The 18,241-nt window shown below is 71.2% G+C and carries 20 protein-coding genes; 7 read left to right on the forward strand and 13 right to left on the reverse strand.

Annotated features, from left to right (window positions below; translation table 11 throughout):
- The first annotated feature begins 3 nt into the window (after nucleotides 1–3).
- Nucleotides 4–1,026 carry an ABC transporter substrate-binding protein gene (locus D3105_RS11335; protein ID WP_118902942.1) on the forward strand — a complete coding sequence of 341 codons (1,023 nt, stop codon included), beginning with the start codon at nucleotides 4–6 and terminating at the stop codon, nucleotides 1,024–1,026.
- Nucleotides 1,027–1,132: 106 nt separating this feature from the next.
- On the opposite strand, the gene D3105_RS11340 is transcribed toward D3105_RS11335, so the two are convergent.
- Both D3105_RS11340 and D3105_RS11345 read right to left on the reverse strand, forming a co-directional pair.
- Nucleotides 1,133–1,963 (reverse strand): aldo/keto reductase, encoded by an 831-nt coding sequence (locus tag D3105_RS11340; RefSeq protein WP_118902945.1) that lies wholly within the window; start codon nucleotides 1,961–1,963, stop codon nucleotides 1,133–1,135.
- 177 nt (nucleotides 1,964–2,140) lie between these two features.
- The gene (locus tag D3105_RS11345; RefSeq protein WP_118902948.1) at nucleotides 2,141–3,058 is read right to left on the reverse strand and encodes an NAD-dependent protein deacetylase; all 918 of its coding nucleotides are present in this window, start codon (nucleotides 3,056–3,058) and stop codon (nucleotides 2,141–2,143) included.
- 244 nt (nucleotides 3,059–3,302) lie between these two features.
- Between D3105_RS11345 and D3105_RS11350 the strand changes: the two genes are divergently transcribed.
- Nucleotides 3,303–3,881 (forward strand): snapalysin family zinc-dependent metalloprotease, encoded by a 579-nt coding sequence (locus tag D3105_RS11350; protein ID WP_118902951.1) that lies wholly within the window; start codon nucleotides 3,303–3,305, stop codon nucleotides 3,879–3,881.
- A gap of 119 nt (nucleotides 3,882–4,000) precedes the next feature.
- Here the strand turns inward: D3105_RS11350 and D3105_RS11355 are convergent, their stop codons facing one another.
- Complete coding sequence (locus tag D3105_RS11355) at nucleotides 4,001–5,203, reverse strand: GDSL-type esterase/lipase family protein (protein WP_118902954.1); 1,203 nt, start codon at nucleotides 5,201–5,203, stop codon at nucleotides 4,001–4,003.
- 43 nt (nucleotides 5,204–5,246) lie between these two features.
- Nucleotides 5,247–5,819 carry a TetR/AcrR family transcriptional regulator gene (locus D3105_RS11360; protein ID WP_118902957.1) on the reverse strand — a complete coding sequence of 191 codons (573 nt, stop codon included), beginning with the start codon at nucleotides 5,817–5,819 and terminating at the stop codon, nucleotides 5,247–5,249.
- A gap of 82 nt (nucleotides 5,820–5,901) precedes the next feature.
- Between D3105_RS11360 and D3105_RS11365 the strand changes: the two genes are divergently transcribed.
- Nucleotides 5,902–6,393: an FBP domain-containing protein gene (locus D3105_RS11365; protein ID WP_118903026.1), complete on the forward strand. Its 492-nt coding sequence runs from the start codon at nucleotides 5,902–5,904 to the stop codon at nucleotides 6,391–6,393.
- A 429-nt stretch (nucleotides 6,394–6,822) separates the two neighbouring features.
- On the opposite strand, the gene D3105_RS11370 is transcribed toward D3105_RS11365, so the two are convergent.
- The 4 genes from D3105_RS11370 to D3105_RS11385 all read right to left on the reverse strand — a co-directional run bounded on the left by D3105_RS11370 (nucleotide 6,823) and on the right by D3105_RS11385 (nucleotide 9,460).
- Nucleotides 6,823–7,383, reverse strand: coding sequence for a tellurite resistance TerB family protein (locus tag D3105_RS11370; protein ID WP_206272709.1), 561 nt, complete (start codon nucleotides 7,381–7,383; stop codon nucleotides 6,823–6,825).
- A gap of 77 nt (nucleotides 7,384–7,460) precedes the next feature.
- Nucleotides 7,461–8,117 carry a DedA family protein gene (locus tag D3105_RS11375; protein WP_118902964.1) on the reverse strand — a complete coding sequence of 219 codons (657 nt, stop codon included), beginning with the start codon at nucleotides 8,115–8,117 and terminating at the stop codon, nucleotides 7,461–7,463.
- 226 nt (nucleotides 8,118–8,343) lie between these two features.
- Nucleotides 8,344–8,691 (reverse strand): hypothetical protein, encoded by a 348-nt coding sequence (locus tag D3105_RS11380; protein ID WP_240646870.1) that lies wholly within the window; start codon nucleotides 8,689–8,691, stop codon nucleotides 8,344–8,346.
- A 154-nt stretch (nucleotides 8,692–8,845) separates the two neighbouring features.
- Nucleotides 8,846–9,460 carry a TetR/AcrR family transcriptional regulator gene (locus tag D3105_RS11385; protein WP_118903029.1) on the reverse strand — a complete coding sequence of 205 codons (615 nt, stop codon included), beginning with the start codon at nucleotides 9,458–9,460 and terminating at the stop codon, nucleotides 8,846–8,848.
- A 293-nt stretch (nucleotides 9,461–9,753) separates the two neighbouring features.
- Here D3105_RS11385 and D3105_RS11390 point away from each other — a divergent pair, with 293 nt between their 5' ends.
- From D3105_RS11390 to D3105_RS11400, 3 genes are all read left to right on the forward strand, one after another.
- Nucleotides 9,754–11,193, forward strand: coding sequence for a lipase family protein (locus tag D3105_RS11390; protein WP_425315735.1), 1,440 nt, complete (start codon nucleotides 9,754–9,756; stop codon nucleotides 11,191–11,193).
- Between the two features lie 259 nt (nucleotides 11,194–11,452).
- Nucleotides 11,453–12,280, forward strand: a complete 828-nt coding sequence (locus tag D3105_RS11395; RefSeq protein WP_118902970.1) for a class I SAM-dependent methyltransferase — start codon at nucleotides 11,453–11,455, stop codon at nucleotides 12,278–12,280.
- Between the two features lie 73 nt (nucleotides 12,281–12,353).
- A complete protein-coding gene (locus D3105_RS11400; protein ID WP_118902973.1) occupies nucleotides 12,354–12,980 on the forward strand; it encodes a class I SAM-dependent methyltransferase in 627 nt (208 codons plus the stop codon).
- A gap of 4 nt (nucleotides 12,981–12,984) precedes the next feature.
- On the opposite strand, the gene D3105_RS11405 is transcribed toward D3105_RS11400, so the two are convergent.
- A complete protein-coding gene (locus D3105_RS11405) occupies nucleotides 12,985–13,536 on the reverse strand; it encodes a GNAT family N-acetyltransferase (RefSeq protein WP_118902977.1) in 552 nt (183 codons plus the stop codon).
- A 128-nt stretch (nucleotides 13,537–13,664) separates the two neighbouring features.
- Nucleotides 13,665–13,937 (reverse strand): DUF3253 domain-containing protein, encoded by a 273-nt coding sequence (locus D3105_RS11410; protein ID WP_118902980.1) that lies wholly within the window; start codon nucleotides 13,935–13,937, stop codon nucleotides 13,665–13,667.
- A 74-nt stretch (nucleotides 13,938–14,011) separates the two neighbouring features.
- On the opposite strand from D3105_RS11410, the gene D3105_RS35275 reads away from it, so the two are divergent.
- Nucleotides 14,012–14,683 (forward strand): hypothetical protein, encoded by a 672-nt coding sequence (locus D3105_RS35275; RefSeq protein ID WP_240646872.1) that lies wholly within the window; start codon nucleotides 14,012–14,014, stop codon nucleotides 14,681–14,683.
- A gap of 22 nt (nucleotides 14,684–14,705) precedes the next feature.
- On the opposite strand, the gene D3105_RS11420 is transcribed toward D3105_RS35275, so the two are convergent.
- The 3 genes from D3105_RS11420 to D3105_RS11430 all read right to left on the reverse strand — a co-directional run bounded on the left by D3105_RS11420 (nucleotide 14,706) and on the right by D3105_RS11430 (nucleotide 18,189).
- Nucleotides 14,706–15,647 (reverse strand): sigma-70 family RNA polymerase sigma factor, encoded by a 942-nt coding sequence (locus D3105_RS11420; protein WP_118902984.1) that lies wholly within the window; start codon nucleotides 15,645–15,647, stop codon nucleotides 14,706–14,708.
- A 10-nt stretch (nucleotides 15,648–15,657) separates the two neighbouring features.
- Nucleotides 15,658–16,848, reverse strand: a complete 1,191-nt coding sequence (locus D3105_RS11425; RefSeq protein WP_118903038.1) for an NAD(P)/FAD-dependent oxidoreductase — start codon at nucleotides 16,846–16,848, stop codon at nucleotides 15,658–15,660.
- A 153-nt stretch (nucleotides 16,849–17,001) separates the two neighbouring features.
- Nucleotides 17,002–18,189 (reverse strand): hypothetical protein, encoded by a 1,188-nt coding sequence (locus D3105_RS11430; protein ID WP_118902987.1) that lies wholly within the window; start codon nucleotides 18,187–18,189, stop codon nucleotides 17,002–17,004.
- Nucleotides 18,190–18,241 lie beyond the last annotated feature (52 nt).

The following is an 18,241-nucleotide window of genomic DNA, read 5'->3' on the forward strand; positions in this document are numbered from 1 at the left end:
CCCATGCCCCGCCCCCTGCGCCCCGCGGCCCTCGTCCTCGCCGCCGCCCTGGCCCTCACCGGCTGCGGAGCGGACGTCACACCGGAAGCCGACGGGAAGGACGCCACCGCACAGGCCGACCGCCACTACCCGGTGACCGTGGAGAACTGCGGTGAGAAGAAGCGCTACGACGAGGCCCCGCAGCGCGTCGTCACCAACGACGTCGGCATCACCGAGATCATGTTCGCCCTCGGACTCGAGGACCACATGGCCGGATACGTGATGCCCGACGACAAGGGCGACATGACGTCCGTCCCCTGGAAGGACGGCTACAAGAAGACGAAGTGGCTCTCCAAGGAGCGCATCAACAAGGAACTGGTCCTCGACGCCCGGGCCGACCTGGTCTTCGCCGGCTGGAACTACGGATTCAACGAGGGCGAGGGCTTCACCCCCGCCGAACTGGAGCGCGTGGGCATCGACTCCTACCTGCTCAGCGAGTCGTGCCGCAACGGGCAGGGCAAGGCCCGCGGCGTCATGCCCCCGCTCGAAGCGCTCTACACCGACCTGCGGAACCTCGGCAAGATCTTCGACGTCGAGGACCGGGCGAACACCCTCATCACGTCCTTCCGGAAGGAGGTCGCCGACGCGCGCTCCCGGGCGGCGACGGGCGACGACCGCCTCCGCGTCTTCCTGTACGACGACGGGAAGGACAAGCCGCTGACCTCGGGCGCGTACGCCGGACCGCACGACATCATCACCAAGGCCGGCGGCGACCACATCATGAAGGACCTCAAGGACAGCTGGACCACGGTGGGCTGGGAGAGTGTGGTCGACCGCGACCCCGAGGTCATCGTCATCAACAACTACGGCGACACGGGAGCGGACGAGAAGCGGAAGTTCCTGAAGTCCTACAAGCCGCTCGCCGGTGTATCGGCGATCAAGAACGACCGGATCGTCGTCCTCGATTACGTCGACCTCGTCGAGAGCCCGCGCAATCCGGCGGCCATCAGCTCGCTCGCCGAGGACCTGAGGAAGTTCGCGCGGTAGCGATCATCGCGTGCGTACGCGGTAGGAACCATGGCGTCCGCACACCGAGCGGGCCCGGCCCCGGAGATGTTGCCCGGGGCCGGGCCCGCCGTACTCCCGGACCGGGTCAGCCGTTGAACGTGTCCGGGTCGGGCCCGGTGCGCTCGTCACGGTTGAGGGCGGAGATCTCGCCGATGTCCCCTTCGGTGAGCTCGAAGTCGAAGAGCGCGAAGTTGTCCTGGATGCGCTTCAGCGTCACGGACTTGGGGAACACGATGTCCCCGCGCTGCAGATGCCAGCGCAGCACCACCTGCGCCGGGGTCTTGCCCACTCGCTCGGCGATCCGCGCGATCGTCGGGTCGGCGAGCACCTTGCCCTGGGCGATGGGCGACCACGCCTCCGTGGCGATGTCGTGCTCCGCACCGAAGGCCCGCAGGGGCTCCTGCGTGAGGTAGGGGTGCACCTCGATCTGGTTGACGGCGGGCACCACCGTGCTGCTGTCCAGCAGCCTGCGCAGATGGTTCTCCTGGAAGTTGGAGACCCCGATCGCCTTGGCGCGCCCGGACCGGTAGATCTCCTCCAGGGTCTTCCACGTCTCCACGAAGTCGCCCGAACCACCCGGCAGCGGCCAGTGGATGAGGAAGAGGTCCAGATAGTCGAAGCCCAGCTCGTCCAGGGAACGGTCGAACGCCCGGAGCGCCTCGTCGGGTGCGTGCGCGCCGTTGTTCAGCTTGCTCGTGACGAAGACGTCGGCGCGGTCGAGCCCGGATTCCCTGACCGCCTGGCCGACCTCCTTCTCGTTGCCGTACATCTGCGCCGTGTCGATGTGCCGGTAGCCGGTCTCCAGGGCGGCGACCGTGGTCTCGCAGGTCTCGTCCGGCGGGATCTGGAAGGTCCCGAAGCCGAGCTGGGGGATCGTCACACCGTTGTTGAGGGTGATGGACGGTACTGAAGGCACGGTTGCTCCTTGCTCTGTCGACGGCCTCGGAAGGCGGTGTGAGGGACGAATGGGACGAGGCGGGGCAGCCGCCTCTCAGTGGGGTACCCGACTGCCCGAGCAGAAAACTGCACATAAGCATCTATATCGGTAATATTCCGTGCGCGCAGAGTGACGGAGAGAGGTGTGCCTCGCCCGCTACGCGGACTCTGCCGTCGCGTCGGCGGCGTGGGCGGGGACGTGAACACCCAGTCGGCCCGCCGCGGCGGTGAGGGCCGATCCCAGCGGAAGGGCGATACGGGTCACGGCGTGCCGGTCGCCCCGGGTCGCATCCCGGTTGACGATCAGCACCGGCGTACCGGCATCGGCGGCCTGGCGGACGAAGCGGAGCCCCGACATCACGGTCAGCGAGGAGCCCAGGACCAGCAGGGTGCGCGCCTCGCGGACCAGCGTGCGGCAGTGCTCGACCCGCCGCGGGGGCACGGCCTCCCCGAAGAACACCACGTCCGGTTTGAGGACGCCCCCGCACGCGGCGCAGGGGACCACGCGGAAGTCCCCGACCTGCTCGTCCGTGAGGTCCGCGTCGCCGTCCGGGTTCATCGAGGAGGCCACCGGCGCGAAGCCCTCGTTGGCCGCCTCCAGCCGGTGCGCCAGCTCGCGGCGGGGGCTGAAGGCGCCGCAGGAGAGGCAGACGACCCGGTCCAGACGTCCGTGCAGGTCCACGACTTCTTCACTGCCCGCGGCCTGGTGCAGCCCGTCGACGTTCTGGGTGATCACGCCCGAGATCAGGCCCTGCCGTCCGAACGCGGCCACGGCCCGGTGCCCGGCGTTGGGCCGGGCGCGGCCGAACGTACGCCAGCCGAGATGGCTGCGCGCCCAGTAGCGGCGACGGGCCCCGGCGTCGGCCGTGAAGTCCTGGTAGGTCATGGGGGTGTGGCGGCTCAGGCTCCCGCCCTCGCCCCGGTAGTCCGGGATGCCCGACTCCGTCGAGATGCCCGCACCGCTCAGGATCAGGACACCGCCTCCGCGCAGCGCCTCGGCGACCGGCTCCAGGTCCGTCGTGCCCGGCGGCAGCTCCTCGGTGGAGGTCCAGCTCAGAGTGGGTCGCATGCGCATGCCCTCCAGGGTACGGAACCGGCCCCCGGCGCCGTCGGGGGCGCACCACCCCGGGGCAAGGGTCGGTTTCCGGCCTGATTTCGTGACAGGGGCATGACCAAGGTGCGATCGCGGCATAGGTCCTGCGGCCCGGGAGGACCGGCAACCGGCCATCGAGGCCGCCCGGTTCCCCGCGAACCGGCCGTTTCTCCCACTCGCCCGGCTCCGAAAGGAGCCGAGCCCCCCATGAGTGAAGGGACGAACAATGCTGGATTCCCGATGGTTCAAGGCGGCCGGTGTCGCCGTGGCGCTCACCCTGGCCCCGGCCACGGCGGCGCACGCCGCTCCCGCGCCGGACCCGGCCGCGGAGAGCACGGCTGCCGTGGTGACGCTCCGCTACGACGACAGCCGGGCCGGCGGCTGGGAGGCGGCGATCGCCGCGGGGGTCGCCTCCTGGAACGCGAACGTCGGCAATGTCAAGCTCGTCGAGGCCGCACCCGGCACGCGCGCCGAGATACAGATCGTGGCCACCAGCGGCTGGCCGCAGGCCACGCTCGGCCCGGTCCGCCCCGGCGGCCAGGCCCGGGTGGAACTGGGCAGCCAGGCGGTCACCCAGGGCCACGACAAGACCCGTATCGCCGCCCATGAACTCGGCCACAGCCTGGGCCTGCCGGACACCAAGCCCGGCCCCTGCTCGCAGCTGATGTCGGGCTCCAGTGCTGGCACGAGCTGCACGAACGCGGTTCCGAACGCGGCCGAGCGCTCCCGCGTGGAGTCCGCCTACGCGGGCGGTCTCGCTTCCCTCGTCCCGGCTGACGGTCGCATCCTGGTGGACGCCCCGTAATCGGTCGTACGGCGAAAGGCGGGGGGCCGGGCTCGTATCGAACCGGCTCCCGGCCGACCGGCAACGGCGCGTCCGGCTCCCCGCCGACCGGCGGACGAGGCGCTCGGCGGGGACAGCCCTTAGCCGGGCGCTCGGAAACACCGTTCCTGCGGAGCGAAGGGTCCACCGCGGCCGAAGGCGTGCCGGGCGAAGCGTTCGGCGATACGCCGATGGGTGGCGGGATCCGGGTGCAGATCGTCCGGCAACGGGAGCTCGGCGTGATCGTCCGCGCCGTAGAGGTCCAGACCGTCGAGGTGGTGCAGGTGCGGGTCGGTTGCGGCGCGCTCCCCGACGATCCGGGCCAGCTCGTTCCGGATGACGGTGAGAGTGAGCTTTCCCGCGGCGACCTCCGCCGGGTCGCCGGTGGCCTTGAAACCCGCCCGCCCCTCGCTCATCGCGGTGAAGTCCGGGGCGAGCGGCCCCGGGGTGTTCTCGTGGATGGGGCAGCAGATCGGCGAGATCACCAGCAGCGGCGCGCTGGGGTGCCCGTCGCGCAGGGTGTCGAGGAAGCCGTGGACGGCCGGGCCGAACGCGCGCAGCCGCATCAGGTCGGCGTTGACGATGTTGATCCCGATCTTGACGCTGAGCAGATCGGCGGGGGTGTCGCGCATGGCGCGGGCGGTGAACGGGTCGAGCAGGGCGCCGCCGCCGAACCCCATGTTGACCAGTTCGGCGCCGCCGGAGGCCGCTGCCAGGGCGGGCCAGGTGCCCGTCGGGGTGGTGGCGTTGGAGCCGTGGCTGATGGAACTGCCGTGGTGCAGCCAGACCGGCCGGCCGCTCGGCCGGGGGCTGCGGACCGGAGCGTCGGTGCGCAGGGCGACCAAGAGCGTCGTCTCGTCGTGGGGCAGCCAGATCTCGACGTCCTTCTCGCCGTCCGGCAAGCCGGTGAACCGGAGCGTCTCGATCGGGCCCGGCCGGGTCCGAGCCGTCCCCGCCGACATGTCGATGATGCGCGTGTCGCCGTCGGAGGCGCTGGCCCGGCCCGCGAGGCGGCCGTTCACGAGGAGTTCGTACACACCGTCGGGGCGCGGGGGCGCTCCGACGTAGACGCGCTTGGTGGCGACCACGTCCAGTTCGACGGCGGTGGCCCGGGTGCGGAACACCAGCCGGACCCCTGAGGGCTGCGACTCGGCCATGGTGAGCTGGCCGTCCGTGATCTGGCGCCGTGCCTGGGCGGGAAGCCGGTGCGGCAGCACTCCGCGCTCGGTGTGCTCCAGGTCGAGCGCGCCGCGCAGGATGTCGGCGCTGACGGGTGTCGTCGTCCAGTTGTGCCGGGTGGTCATGTTCTCGGTCTCTTCGTTCGTCGCGAGGGGAGGGGCGTCCGGATCAGGAAGAAGCGGGCCAGTTGCGCAGCAGGGAGTCGAGCGCGTCGAGGATCTCCGTCCAGCTCTCCTCGGACGAGGGGGCGCTGTGGCTGAAACCACCCGCCATCTCCAGCTCCACGTAGCCGTTGAAAACACTGCCCAGGAGCCGCACCGCGTGCGTCTCCTGAAGCTCGGGCAGGTCGTAGCCGCGCAGGAGCGCCCGTGTCATCCGGGAGTGGCGCGGGCCCGCGCTGGAGGCCGCCGTGGCCGCGTCGAGGCGGAACCGGGCGGCGGCGAAGCGGCCCGGGTGCTGGAACGCGTAGTCCCGGTAGGCGTTGGCGAAGGCGCCGAGCGCGTCCCGGCCCGCCCGCCCCGCGATGGCCGCCGACGCCTGGTCGGCGAGTTCCTCCAGCGCCAGCAGGGCGATCCTGGTCTTGAGGTCGTGGGCGTTCTTGACGTGCGAATACAGGCTCGCGGTCTTGATGCCCAGCTTCCGGGCGAGCTCCGACGGGGTCACCTGCTCGAAGCCGATCTCGTCCGCCAGCTCCGCGCCCGCCCGCACCACGCGCTCCGCGGCCAGTCCCGCTCGTGCCATGCCACCCTCCGAACACTTCCCCATGGTTGCCTAAAGGAATATACGTTTGCCTAATGGTCTTAGGCAAATTAGCGTGGATCTCATGAAACCCCTGACCGAGCGAGAGATCCGCAGCGCCTTCGTGAACTGTTCCAAGGGCGAGGCCAAGCGGCTGTCCGTCCCCCGCGACCTGGCCGACCGGCCCTGGGCCGACCTGGACTTCCTGGGCTGGCGCGACCCCCAGGCCCCCGACCGGGCCTACCTGGTGATGCCGTCCGGTGACAGCCATGTCGGGGTCCAGTTGCGCTCCTCCGACGCCGGCTCCTCGCAGACCCGCCGCAGCATGTGTTCGATGTGCGTGACCGTGCACACCGGGGGAGTCTCCCTGCTGGTGGCCCCCAAACCTGGGAAGGCGGGCAAGCAGGGCAACTCGGTGGGCGCCTACATGTGCAGCGACCTCGCCTGCTCGCTCTACGTACGCGGCAAGAAGGACGCCGGCGTGGGCGGGCGACTGCGCGAGTCCCTCACCCTGGAGGAGCAGATCGACCGCACCATGACGAATCTCGCCGCGTTCATCGCCAGGGTCACCGCATGACGCGCAGGGTGTTGCCGTGCGACACGGACACGCACACGATGACGGCCTTCATGGCGAAAGTTCCCCTCTCCGGCTCCCGCGGGGGATCCGCAGGGCTTCCCGCAGGCTTCACGCACTGATTCACGCAGTGCTTTCGCAGTGCGTCCGCAATGAAGACAGCGCAGCCACGCGGGAGGTGCTACGTGTGCCACATGCCCGGAGGAGTACACGGGCGCCCCGGCCGAAGGCGGAAAACGGAGCCGGACCCGGCGGGGAGTGAGGCGTCCGCCCCACCGGGTCCCGGCCGCTACGCGGCGGGGGTCGGGTTGACCGTCACCCAGCCCGTTTGTTGCCCGGCTTCGGGCCGTGCGGGAAGGCGGCACCCGTGCGACCCGTCAGGCGTGCCGCACTGCCCGGCAACCAGGACCGGGCAGTGCGGCACGGGACGGCTCAGAGACCGAACTCCTGAGGGGAGACACCGAGCGCCATGCACGCCTCCCGCAGAACCTGCGCCTCGGCCGGGGCGATGTACCCGTCCGCGCCGGCGATCACGAAGCCGGTCTGGACGACCGCCTTGGCCTCCACCGGCTTCTTCGCCGCCTTGGCGATCTCCTGCATGGCATCGGCCTTGCCCTGCTGGAAGTTGAACATCAGCTGGTCGACGTGCTTGTTGAACCGCTGCCGCAGCTGCTCGGGAGGGAAGTTCTGCAGGACGTCGTTCTGCAGGATCAGGTTCTCCACGTGGTGCCGCTCAGCTGGGTCGACGGAACCGTCGGCGGCCGCGACCAGCGCGCACATCGCCATGCTGGCGTCCCGGTAGGCCCCGCTCTTCAGCTCCGTCTTGAGGGATCCGAGCTGCGACTTGAGCAGCCCGACCAGCTTCTCCTTCGAGCCCCCCGAGGCCCCCGAGCCCCCTGTTCCCGGCTGCCGCTGACCCGCGGGGCCCCTCGCGCCCTGCGCCTGCTGCTGCAGCCCCTTGGCCTGGTCCTTGAGACGATCCCACATTGCCATGCCTGCCACCTTGTCGATCGGATCGATGAGCCGCGCACCCGCGCGCGGCCCCTTATACGGTCATGCCTGGAAAACGGTCATACGTGGCTCGTCCGCCGCTCGGCCCGTCGGGCACGCACCCTGCGAACGACCGCCACGACCAGCGCCGCGACGACCAGCCCGAGCACTACCTTGGAGAGCACCCCGACGTAACGCTCCACGAGCTCCCACTGGTCACCCAGCAGATATCCGGCCATCACGAGGATGGAGTTCCATATGAAGCTGCCCAGAGCGGTGAAGAGCACGAAGGTCGGCATCGGCATCCGCTCGACGCCTGCCGGGACGCTGATCAGGCTGCGGAAAATGGGAATCATCCGGCCGAAGAAGATGGCCTTCATGCCGTGCTTGAGGAACCACTTCTCGGTCTTCGCCAGGTCGGACACCTTCACCAGGGGGAGCCGGTCCCACAGGGCGTACATGCGCTCCCGGCCGAAGGCGGCCCCGATCCAGTAGAGCGCGACCGCGCCCACCACCGACCCCAGCGTCGTCCAGAAAAGGGCGGAGAACAGGGTGATCACTCCCTGCCCCGCGGCAAAGCCCGTCAGCGGCAGAATGATCTCACTCGGCAGCGGAGGGAAGAGGTTCTCCAGGGCGATCGCCAGCCCGGCCCCGGGGCCGCCCATGGTGTCGACGAGGCTGGTCGCCCACCCTGCGATACCGCTCGTCGGTTCCGAGGCGAGGGGGTAGTGGTACATGTACGTCTGCTCCAGGACTGAGTCATAGGTTTCGGGTATCCCGTACGGCCCGCATAGCGAAGGAATTGCGCGGTCCACGGGCTGAGAAAGGGCTCAGAAATATGAAAGACGAAATAGGGAAGGGGCATGCGCGATGTGTGCGAAACGGGACGCCACGGCGCACGCGGGCGAGCGGAAGATCAGCGCTCGAATTCCGGACGATCACCGGGTGATCGGAAAGGCTCGCTCAGCAGCGAAGGATTCGCGCCTGGGCAGGGCTTCGCGACCCCGAAGACGAGGCATGGTGCCGGGAGACACCCGCCGAGCAGTCGTGCAGATCCGGCGCCGAGGAAGGAACGCCTGCCTGAACGGGGGCCGGCGTCGTCGTGCTTCCCGCTTTGTGGCGCTGTTGGAGCGTGACGTCACCGTCCACGCCGTCCAGTGGAATATTCGGCCCCGATGGGTCGAACGCGGACACGGCACGGTCGCCGGAATGCGCTGCCGCGTCGACGGTTGCCAGGGCCTGCGAGGAGGAGCCCAAGGTGAACGCGGAAATCATCAGGAGCACGGCGATACCGGCGTAGAGGGCCAGCATCCCCCTGCAGCGCATTCCTACGCTCCTTGTCCCGGTCGATTCGGCCCGTAGAACGAACTGTCAAAGCCGCTCGGCGAATTGCCGCCGCAGGACTGCACTCTAACAGCCCGAACTGAAGGGAACCTGAAGCCTATTTCGCCCGGCGCCCACGGGGTCAGTACGGCAGACCCTCCGCCGCGGCTCGCAGCGCGGCCAGGACGCACGCCGCGATCTCGTCGCCCGACGCCTCGGGATCGTCCGCGTGCCGATGGGCGAACTCCTCCGCCGCCGCGCGCAGCGCGCCGTTGACCGTCGCCGCGTGCACCCTCGTCCGCAGGGCGTCGGCGCTGCCCCCGGATCTCCGGGCGAGGAGTTCCGCGAGCACCGGCAAGGCGTCGTCGTGGGCCTGCAGCCAGACGGCCCGGAGCGCGGGCTCCGTGGACGTCATTCGGATCAGATCGAGGATGGCCGGAGCGGTGGGGGGCAGGGTCCCGCTCCGGCCGGACCGCGTCACGAAGTCCACCAGCGTCATCCCGGGCGGCCACGCGGCCAGCCGGTCCACGGCGAACTGGAGCCCCGCCGAGAGCACGGGGAGGACGCAGCTCTCCTTGGTGGGGAAGTGCCGCCACAGCGTGCGGGACGAGATGCCCACGGCCCGGGCGATCTCCTCGCCCGTGGTGGCGGTGACACCCTGCGAGGTGAACAGGCGGACCGCCTCCCCGGCGATCTCCAGGCGGAGGGCGGCCCTGCGCCGCTGAGCGAGCGACGGCTTGCCGACGGCCCCCCTCATGGGCTCGTCCGCCCCCAGCCGGCCCTCCACGGGCGGCAGTTCACGCACCTTTGCCCCGGCCTCCGTCCCGTCCGTGGCTCCGTTCCGTCCCGGCAGCATAGCGAGCCGTGAAGGAAATGGCGCATGCAGACGTCTTGTCGCTGAGTGACACACAGACCTACGCTGCCGAAACTGACCGGCTAGTAACAAGCGTGGTCCGAAAGGGACTTCGTGTGCGACGCCGCCCCCTTCTTCCCCCCCCCACCGACCCGGTTGCCTCTACCACCCTCCGCATGAGAAACGAGGAGCACACCGTGAGCCGCACGAGAACCCGTTTCCGTTCCGCCGCCACCCCGAACCCGAACCCGAACCTGGACCCGGACCAGGGCGCCGCCCGGCCGGAAGTGGCCGGGCGTCACCGCCTCTCGCCCCGGCTGCGCCTCCTGGCGTGCACCCTGGCCGCCGGGACCGCCTGCGCGGGCCTGTCGGCCGTCCCGGCGTCCGCGGCCGGGAGCCCGCCCGTCGTCTCCCGGGGCGTCACCATCCCGGAGTTCTACACGCCTCCGATCGAACTGCCCGCCGCCAACGGCGCGTTGATCCGCACCGAGGCCCTGCCCCTCGGGCTGAACATCCCCGGCCTCGACGGCCGCCCGATGCCGGGCACCGCGACCCGCCTCATGTACAAGTCCACCGACTCCGCCGGGAAGCCCGTCGCCGTGACCGGCGCCTACATCGAGCCCTCGGCGGCCTGGAAGGGGTCCGGCCCGCGCCCTCTGGTCGCCGTCGCCTCGGGCACCATGGGCCAGGGCGACCAGTGCGCACCGTCCTTCGCCCTGCAGCACCCGCTCACCCTCAACGGCGACACGGTCTCCGTCGGCTACGAGGCGCTGGCCATCTACCGGATCCTGGCCACCGGCGCGGCCGTCGTCGTCACCGACTACGTGGGTCTGGGCGCCACGGACCGCCTGCACACCTATGTCAACCGCCTCGACCAGGGGCACGCCCTGCTGGACGCGGCCCGTGCCGCGCGCTCCGTGCCCGGTGCCTCGGTCACCGCGGACTCCCGGACCGGCCTGTACGGGTACAGCCAGGGCGGCGGCGCCAGTGCGGCGGCCGCCGAACTGCAGCCCTCCTACGCCCCCGACATACCCCTCGCCGGCACCTACTCCGGCGCGCCGCCCGCCGACCTGACCGCGGTCATGAAGGGCATCGACGGCAGCGCGCTCGCCGGTGCGCTGGCCTGGTCGATCAACGGTTTCGCCCAGTCCGACCCCGACCTGCGCGCGGTCGTCGAGGCGAACATCAGCACCACCGGGAAGGCCGCCCTGGCGGACGCCTCCACCATGTGCGTCGGCGACGCGATCTTCGGCTACGGATTCACCAAGAGCAGCAAGTGGACCACCAGCGGCACATCCATCGGAGAGATCATCGCCGCCGAGCCCAAGGCCCGGGCGGCCCTGGACAAGCAGCGCATCGGAACACTCAAGCCGTCCGGCCCCGTGCGTCTGGCCACCGGCGTCCACGACGACATCGTCCCCCACGCCCAGGCCCGCCGACTGGCTGTCGACTGGTGCCGCAAGGGCGGCGACATCACCTATGACGCCGTCGTCCTGCCGAATCTCGGTGACAAGATCCTCACCAACCACCTGGTGCCTCTCATCACCGACCAGGGTGAGGCGATCGGCTGGCTGGCCGACCGGCTCGCGGGCAAACCGTCCACCTCCAACTGCTGGTCCATGCCGATCCAGCCCTGAGCCCCGGACCGGCACTCCGCACGCCCCGGCGGGTTTCCCGCCGTGCACCGATCGGCCTCAGTCGCGGCGAGCCTCGGCCGCACGGACGCCGGCCGGTGAAGGATGACCGCGGGCGGCCCCGGACCGGGGCCGCCCGTACCCCTGTCGCGTGGAGAGGCCCGGCCATGGAACTGCTCGACGACCCGCCGACCCCTGCCGCCGACGGCCGAGCGCCACGACGGAGCAGGGGCGCCCGGCCCGGTGCCGTGACGGTGACGGCGTGAACTCCTCTCCTCCCGGGGGCGCGCCGGGCGAGGGCCGCTACGGCGAGGCGTTCTTCCGGCCCGACCGGGCGGGGGAGGCGGAGCGCATCGACTTCGGTGCGCTCGCCTACGACGACATCACTCTCGCCCGGCTACGGGCGCTGGGCGCCGGACCGGGATGGCGCTGCCTCGACATCGGAGCCGGAACGGGCACCGTCTCCCGCCGGCTGCTGGGCGAGGCCGGGGTGGCGAGCGTACTCGCCGTGGACCGGGACGTACGGTTCCTGGACGCACGCCCCGCCCCCGGCCTCCGGACGCTTCAGGCCGACGTCACCGCCCCCGACTTCGCCCCCGGCTCCTTTCAGCTCGTACACGCGCGTTTCGTGCTGATGCATCTGCCCGAGCGGGACCGCCTGATCGGAGAGTTCGCCGAACTCCTCACGCCCGGTGGCGTGCTGGTGCTCAGCGACGCGGTCGACCTGACCAGCGAGCGGACACCGGCCACCCCGCACTCCACGGCGATGCGTGCGATGTGGCAGGGGCTGCGGGCCACCATCGGCACCGACGTCTCCTCGGTGCCGTCGTACCCACACCTCCTGCGCGGGGCGGGGCTCGACCACGTGGCGGCGGAGATCCACGTACCGCCGCTGGTGCCGGGCAGCGCGATCAGCCGCTTCTGGGCCGACACCTGGCAGCGCAGCAGGGAAGCCATGCTCTCCACCGGCGTCGTCGACGACGCGGGCATCGACGCCGCTGTCCGGTACCTGGAGAGCGACGCATGTGCCGCGTTGTCGGCCGGGATGCTCACGGCGTGGGGGCGGAAGCCCCAAGAACCCACGGGCTGACCGCACGGGGCTCCGTGCGGGCGGCTCGTTTAAGCTCCCGATGGGGGAGGCGAACCGGAAGGCATGCTGAAACATGACAGGGCAACGCGACCGTTGGGCGGAACTGACCGGTGGACAGGCGGGGGAGGAGTACGCGCGGCGATTCGCCCGGCTCGCCGCATCGGGCCATGACGTCCACGGCGAAGCGACGTTCTGCACCGCGCTGCTGAAGCCCGGGGCCCGTGTGCTCGACGCGGGCTGCGGCACCGGCCGCATCGCGATCCGGCTCGCCGAACTGGGCCACCACTGCACCGGCGTGGACGTCGACGCCTCGATGCTGGCCGTCGCACGCCGTGAGGCGCCCGCACAGGACTGGCTCCTCGGTGACCTGGCCCGGCTGGACACCCTCGGCCTGGCTCCGGACTTCGACCTGGTGCTGGCCGCCGGCAACGTCATCCCTCTCCTGGCCCCCGGCACCGGAGCGGCCGTCGTCGGGCAACTCGCCGCCGTACTGCGCCCCGGCGGTCTCCTGGTCACCGGCATGGGGCTGGACGCGGCTCACCTGCCGCTGGAGGAAGCGCCGGTGACCCTCACCGAGTTCGACCAGTGGTGCACCGGCGCCGGGCTGACCTTGCGGCAGCGTTACGCGACCTGGAGTGGCGACCCCTACAGCGAGGGCGGCGGCTACGCGGTCAGCGTGCACACCCGCCCGGCCGGCTGAACCCTCACCGCTGATGTGGTGCGACCGGGCTCCACACGCCGAACCACTGCTCGGCGCCGAACTCCTCGAACCGTGTGACCTCGGTGAAGCCCAGCTTCACCGCGAGTCGCATCGAGGGGGCGTTGGCGACCTGGGTGCAGAGCGCCACCGGCTCACCGGGGAGCGCGTCGGCGAACCAGTCGAGCGCGGCGGAGCATGCCTCGGCGGCGTACCCCGACCCCCACGCCTCCGGCAGGAACATGTAGCCGAGTTCGGTGCAGCCGCCGTCCGGACGGAGCCGGCCCGGACGCTCGGCGTCCCGCTGTTCGAGCGTGACCGTGCCGATCATCGCGCCATCGAGCTCCACGACGAAGAGCCCGGGCCGCCGCCCCGGCACCTCGGGCACCGCGCGTTCCAGCTCGTCCCGCGGGTGGGGGCCACCTAGGTAGGCGCGCACCTCCGGCGATGCGAACAACTCGACGAACGCCGCACGGTCCCGGGCCTCGGATTCGCGGAGCACGAGCCGTTCCGTTCCGATCGGGGCAGGCGGCCAGGCGAACGCTGGGGGTCCCGTCATGACGGGGAATCTATCGCACACCTGTGCGCCGACGAGGGTGGACGCGTGGTCGCGTGGCCCAACAGGGCCGGATATCCTTCGGGTTGAGCCGAACCGGTTGACATGCCCGACCGCACAACTCCCGGACGTCAGCGGGCGCGGCGGATCCGGATCGGCCCCCGGGCCTCGTCCGGCTCGACCGGCCGCCCACCCTGGGTGATCTCGACCCGACCGGCTCCGACCAGCCGCCGAGCCGCCTGGCGGGCGGGCTCCATCAGGGACCGCCAGCCGTCGTCGTCGCCCCCGTACACCGAGCGCGCGGCATCGGAGGGACAGATGGTCGCGGCCGGCCCACGCTGCTCCAGCAGGTCGAGGATCGCCTGCTCCAGACGCCGGAGGGTCCGCCGTTCGTGCGAGGTCACCTCTTCATGGTGGCACCGATACGCTGGCGGCGCCCGGCCCCGACGACCGCACGACGCCCCCTGGAGCGACCGGCATGCCCACCCGCGTCCACATGCTCGCCCGCCGGCCACTGACGCCCGAGGCGGTCGCGGAGTTCGTCGCACTGCCGACGGGGCCACCGGCGGGCGATGACTTCGAAGCGCTCGACGCGGAACTGGCACGCCGTGGATGGGACTGGGAGCACGAACTGGTCTGCGACTCCTTCCGTACGCAGCACGGGCATGTGCTCTGCTCCGACGACCAGACCCCCTTCGGGCAGACCGACAGCCGAAGCTTCCTCGTGTTCGGAGAGCTGTACCCCTTCGACGAGCACGACGACAGCATGGCCAACACGCCCTGGCTGCGTGGACAGATGGACCTCTGGTGCGAGGCGACGGGCTGGGAGCGCCACGAGCCGTGCACCGAGCAGGACTGCGAGGCCACCCTCGCGCAAGCCGCCCGGGCCGTGACCGAACATCTGGGCGCGGCCCCCGAGCGGACCCTCCTGTCGGACGCCGCCGTGGTCACCGGCCCGGCCATGACGCACCGCATCTGGCGCACCCCCACCCACGCCCTGATCCTCGGCCCGGCCGCCGACAACGGCCCCTACGGTTACCTCACCCACCTCCAGCTGTCCCTCACCCCTCTGACCTGCGCGCCCGAACTGCCGCCCGCAGCCGACGAGAAGGCGCTCGAGGCGTGGATCACCGCACACGTCGACTGGTGACCGTCCGGCATCAGGGACCTGGTCACCAGGCGTCGACGACCGGCACACCCGGGTCATGCCGCCGCCATGCCTCGTCCAGGCGGGTGAGCCGGTGTGCGGCGGCGATGCCGTACAGGGCCGCGACCTTGCCGTCGCCGACATCGAACGCCACGGCCCCCACGACCCGGTCCCCGGCCACGGCGACGACGGCCGGGGAGCCGTTGACCCGAGCGACGTACATCCTCATGGGGCCACCGGCCAGCCGACGCTTCGCCGGGGTCGACTTGAACCCGGCCCGTACGAAGGAGGCGACCCGCTCCGGCGTCCGGTAGCGCAGCAGCCGCCTGGCCAGTCCCGCGCCGTCCGAGACCGCCGTCACGTCGTCGGTGAGCAGCGCCACCAACCGGTCCGTGCGCCCCGACGTGGCGGCGGCGAGGAACTCCTCGACCACCCGGCGCGCCGCCGCGGGGTCGGCCGCGCCGCCGGAGCGACGGCGTTCGCCGGCGAGCCGGGTCCGGGCCCGGTGGGCATGCTGCTGGCTCGCCGCCTCGGTGATGTCGAGGATCGCGGCGATCTCGGCGTGGCTGTACGCGAAGGCCTCCCGCAGGACGTAGACGGCCCGCTCGTTCGGCGAGAGGCGTTCGACGAGGGTCAGCACGGCCAGGGACACCGACTCCCGCTGCTCGAACGTGTCGGCGGGGCCGAGCATCGGGTCGCCGTCGAGGAGCGGTTCGGGCAGCCACGCGCCGGCCGTCCGCTCGTGGCGCGCCTGCGCCGAGCGGAGCCGGTCGAGGCAGATGTTGGTCGCGACCTTCGTCAGCCACGCCTCCGGCACCTCGATCCGTCCGCGGTCCGCCGCCTGCCAGCGCAGGAAGGTGTCCTGCACGGCGTCCTCCGCGTCGGCCGCCGACCCGAGCAGACGGTACGCGAGCGAGGCCAGCCTCCCCCGGCCGGCCTCGAACGTCGCGACAGTTGAGCTGTCCATGCGAATCAGCCTAGGCGGCGACCCGCACACCGGCCCGGTCGGGCGCCGGGTCCAGCCGCCGCCTGCGCTTGGGCAGGCCGAACGTCGGGTGGGCGATGCCCCATTCGGCCCCCTTGAGGATCCCCGACTTGAGCCGCGCGGCCGTGCGGCCGCCCAGGTACCAGGGCTTCGACCTCACGTCCTCGCTCACCATCTGGAAGATGGCGTCCCGGCGGCCGAGGCTGATGTGGTTGCCGACGTACTTCAGCCCGGTGGCCGGGACCTCGTCGCCCGTCAGGCGCGCGATGATCGCACCGGTCGCCTGCATATTCGTGAGCCCAGCCGAGGCGCAGGACATCGGCAGGGGCCGGCCGTTCTCCCCGATGGCGTAGGCGCAGTCGCCGGCGGCGTAGACGTCCGGGTGCGAGACCGAGCGCATGGTCCGGTCGACGACGATCTGCCCGGTGGCGGCGACCTCCAGGCCCGCGGCGGCCGCGATGGGGTGCACGGCGAACCCGGCCGACCACACGGTCACCTCGGCCGGAAGGACCGTACCGTCGGCGGTGATCGCGCCGGCCGGTTCGACGGCTGCGACGGCGGTGTGCTCGTGCACGGTGACGCCGAGCCGGTCGAACGCCTCCCGCAGATGACGCCGGGCCTTGGGGGAGAGCCAGGCGCCCAGCTCACCACGGGCGGCGAGCGCGACCGAGAGACCCGGTCGCGACTCGGCCAGCTCGGTCGCGGTCTCGATGCCGGTCAGCCCCTCGCCGACGACCAGGACGGACCCGCCCTCGCCGAGGCCGTCCAGGCGTTCGCGCAGACGCAGCGCCGAGCCCAGACCGGTCACGTCGAATGCGTACTCGGCCGCACCGGGGACACCGTGGTGGGCGGCGGAGCTGCCGAGTGCGTAGAGCAGGGTGTCGTACGCCAGCTCCCGGGGCCCGTCCTCGCCGGTCACGGCGACCGTCCTGTGCTCGGGGTCGAGACCGGTCACCCGGGCCAGGCACAGGCGTATGCCGGTGCCCGCGAACACGTCCGCGAGCTTGCGGCGCGCGATGTCCTGCCCGGCCGCCACCTGGTGGAGCCGCATCCGCTCGACGAAGTCGGGTGAGGCGTTGACGACGGTGATCTCGGTGTCGGCGGGGGAGAGGCGACGCGCCAGATTTCCGGCGGCGAAGGCCCCGGCGTACCCGGCGCCGAGTACGACGATGCGGTGCTTCATGAGCGTCATGGCGGGCTCCTGTCTCGTTCGCGTACCCCTTGAACGGGGCAGCGCTCCGATTGCTGACAGGACGAGGATGTGACGTGGGTCACCATGGCGTGGCGGCGCGGGCCTGGCGATGCGACCCGTGCCGCGGAGCGTGCCGGGACATGCTCAGCCGGCGGGCCCCCGCACCGCGAACGGGTTCGGCACCGCCCCCGTCCAGCGGTGCAGCACCGCCCGGCCGGTCTGCAGCGTGGCCCCGCCGGAGTCGACCGTTCCGGCCTCGGCCACGTAGTAGCGGCCGTCGTCGAGCGAGACCAGACCGTACTGGCCGTCCGACTCGTAGCCGTACACACCGGAGGACTCATCGTGCAGCCCACGCGGGAGGAGGGAGACGATACGGCCGGACTCGGGGCGCGGCTGCCCCTTCACCTCGCCTCGGCGGGCGGGCTTCGAGCCGTCCAGAACATGGAGCGCGTAGTTGGGGAAGGCCGCCTTCTTGCCTTTGTACACCGCCATCAGCCAGTTGCCGCTGTGCCCGTCGTACTCCAGGTTCTGGACCCCGTAGGTGGTGTTGCCGGTGTAGGCGAAGAACTTGCCGCCGGGGGAGGCGGGGCCGCTGGTGTGCAGCGCGTCCTCGCTGAGCGGCCGTTCGTACTTCCGCCAGTCGCGCACGTCGTACTGGAGCAGCACCTGGTGGTCGTTGTCGGTGCGGGCGGTGTTGGAGTACACCCCGTACGCGACCGTGAGCCGCCCGCCGCCCCTGCCGTTCAGATCGGGACCGAAGGCGACGCCGTCGATCCCGCTGCAGCCGTAGCGGTGGTCCGGGGTGTTGCCGGTGTCGCCGTCGAAGACCCCGTCGCCGTTCATGTCGGCGGTGTAGTCCCGAACCACCTCCCGGAGATGGACGGTGGAGAGCACATCGGTGGTCCGGGCGTCCATGTTCATCCGGGTGATCCGGGACCCGTCGAAGATCGCCACGTAGAAGGCCTGGGCCGCCTTGTACTCCAGGGAGCCGTAGACCCGGCCGTCCGCGCTGTTGAAGTCCAGATCGCCCAGATGCCCGGTGAGGCCGGTGACCGAACCGATCGGTCTGCCCGCCAGGTCGGTCTTGACCAGCAGATTGGTGAAGGAGAAGTACATGTGGCCCCGGCGGCGGTCGATGGCCGTGCCCTGGAGATGCCCGGACGCCCAGGCCCCGCCGTCCACGGAAGCGGGCAGGCCGAAGGAGGTGGACGGTGACGAGGGCGGGGTCGGCGTACGGGCATGGGCCGCGCCCCCGCCCGTCGCGAGGAGGACCGACGCGACGACGATGGACAGGAACAGGGTGGCGACGTGAGCGCGTGCTCGGCTTCGCATGGTTCCTCCGAGATCGGGATCCTGAGGTGTGCGGATGCTTTGCCGGTACGAA

The organism is Streptomyces globisporus, assembly GCF_003501885.1.
Lineage (GTDB): Bacteria > Actinomycetota > Actinomycetes > Streptomycetales > Streptomycetaceae > Streptomyces > Streptomyces globisporus_D.

Coding starts and splice junctions, on each gene's coding strand:
- D3105_RS11365 (WP_118903026.1), top strand. CDS start 5,902: ATGAAACCCCTGACCGAGCGAGAGATCCGCAGCGCCTTCGTGAACTGT.
- D3105_RS11360 (WP_118902957.1), bottom strand. CDS start 5,819: ATGGCACGAGCGGGACTGGCCGCGGAGCGCGTGGTGCGGGCGGGCGCG.
- D3105_RS11420 (WP_118902984.1), bottom strand. CDS start 15,647: ATGGACAGCTCAACTGTCGCGACGTTCGAGGCCGGCCGGGGGAGGCTG.
- D3105_RS11405 (WP_118902977.1), bottom strand. CDS start 13,536: ATGACGGGACCCCCAGCGTTCGCCTGGCCGCCTGCCCCGATCGGAACG.
- D3105_RS11370 (WP_206272709.1), bottom strand. CDS start 7,383: ATGGCAATGTGGGATCGTCTCAAGGACCAGGCCAAGGGGCTGCAGCAG.
- D3105_RS11345 (WP_118902948.1), bottom strand. CDS start 3,058: ATGCGCATGCGACCCACTCTGAGCTGGACCTCCACCGAGGAGCTGCCG.
- D3105_RS11400 (WP_118902973.1), top strand. CDS start 12,354: ATGACAGGGCAACGCGACCGTTGGGCGGAACTGACCGGTGGACAGGCG.
- D3105_RS11425 (WP_118903038.1), bottom strand. CDS start 16,848: ATGAAGCACCGCATCGTCGTACTCGGCGCCGGGTACGCCGGGGCCTTC.
- D3105_RS11380 (WP_240646870.1), bottom strand. CDS start 8,691: ATGCTGGCCCTCTACGCCGGTATCGCCGTGCTCCTGATGATTTCCGCG.
- D3105_RS11355 (WP_118902954.1), bottom strand. CDS start 5,203: ATGACCACCCGGCACAACTGGACGACGACACCCGTCAGCGCCGACATC.
- D3105_RS11375 (WP_118902964.1), bottom strand. CDS start 8,117: ATGTACCACTACCCCCTCGCCTCGGAACCGACGAGCGGTATCGCAGGG.
- D3105_RS11335 (WP_118902942.1), top strand. CDS start 4: ATGCCCCGCCCCCTGCGCCCCGCGGCCCTCGTCCTCGCCGCCGCCCTG.
- D3105_RS11350 (WP_118902951.1), top strand. CDS start 3,303: ATGCTGGATTCCCGATGGTTCAAGGCGGCCGGTGTCGCCGTGGCGCTC.
- D3105_RS11430 (WP_118902987.1), bottom strand. CDS start 18,189: ATGCGAAGCCGAGCACGCGCTCACGTCGCCACCCTGTTCCTGTCCATC.
- D3105_RS35275 (WP_240646872.1), top strand. CDS start 14,012: ATGCCCACCCGCGTCCACATGCTCGCCCGCCGGCCACTGACGCCCGAG.
- D3105_RS11385 (WP_118903029.1), bottom strand. CDS start 9,460: ATGAGGGGGGCCGTCGGCAAGCCGTCGCTCGCTCAGCGGCGCAGGGCC.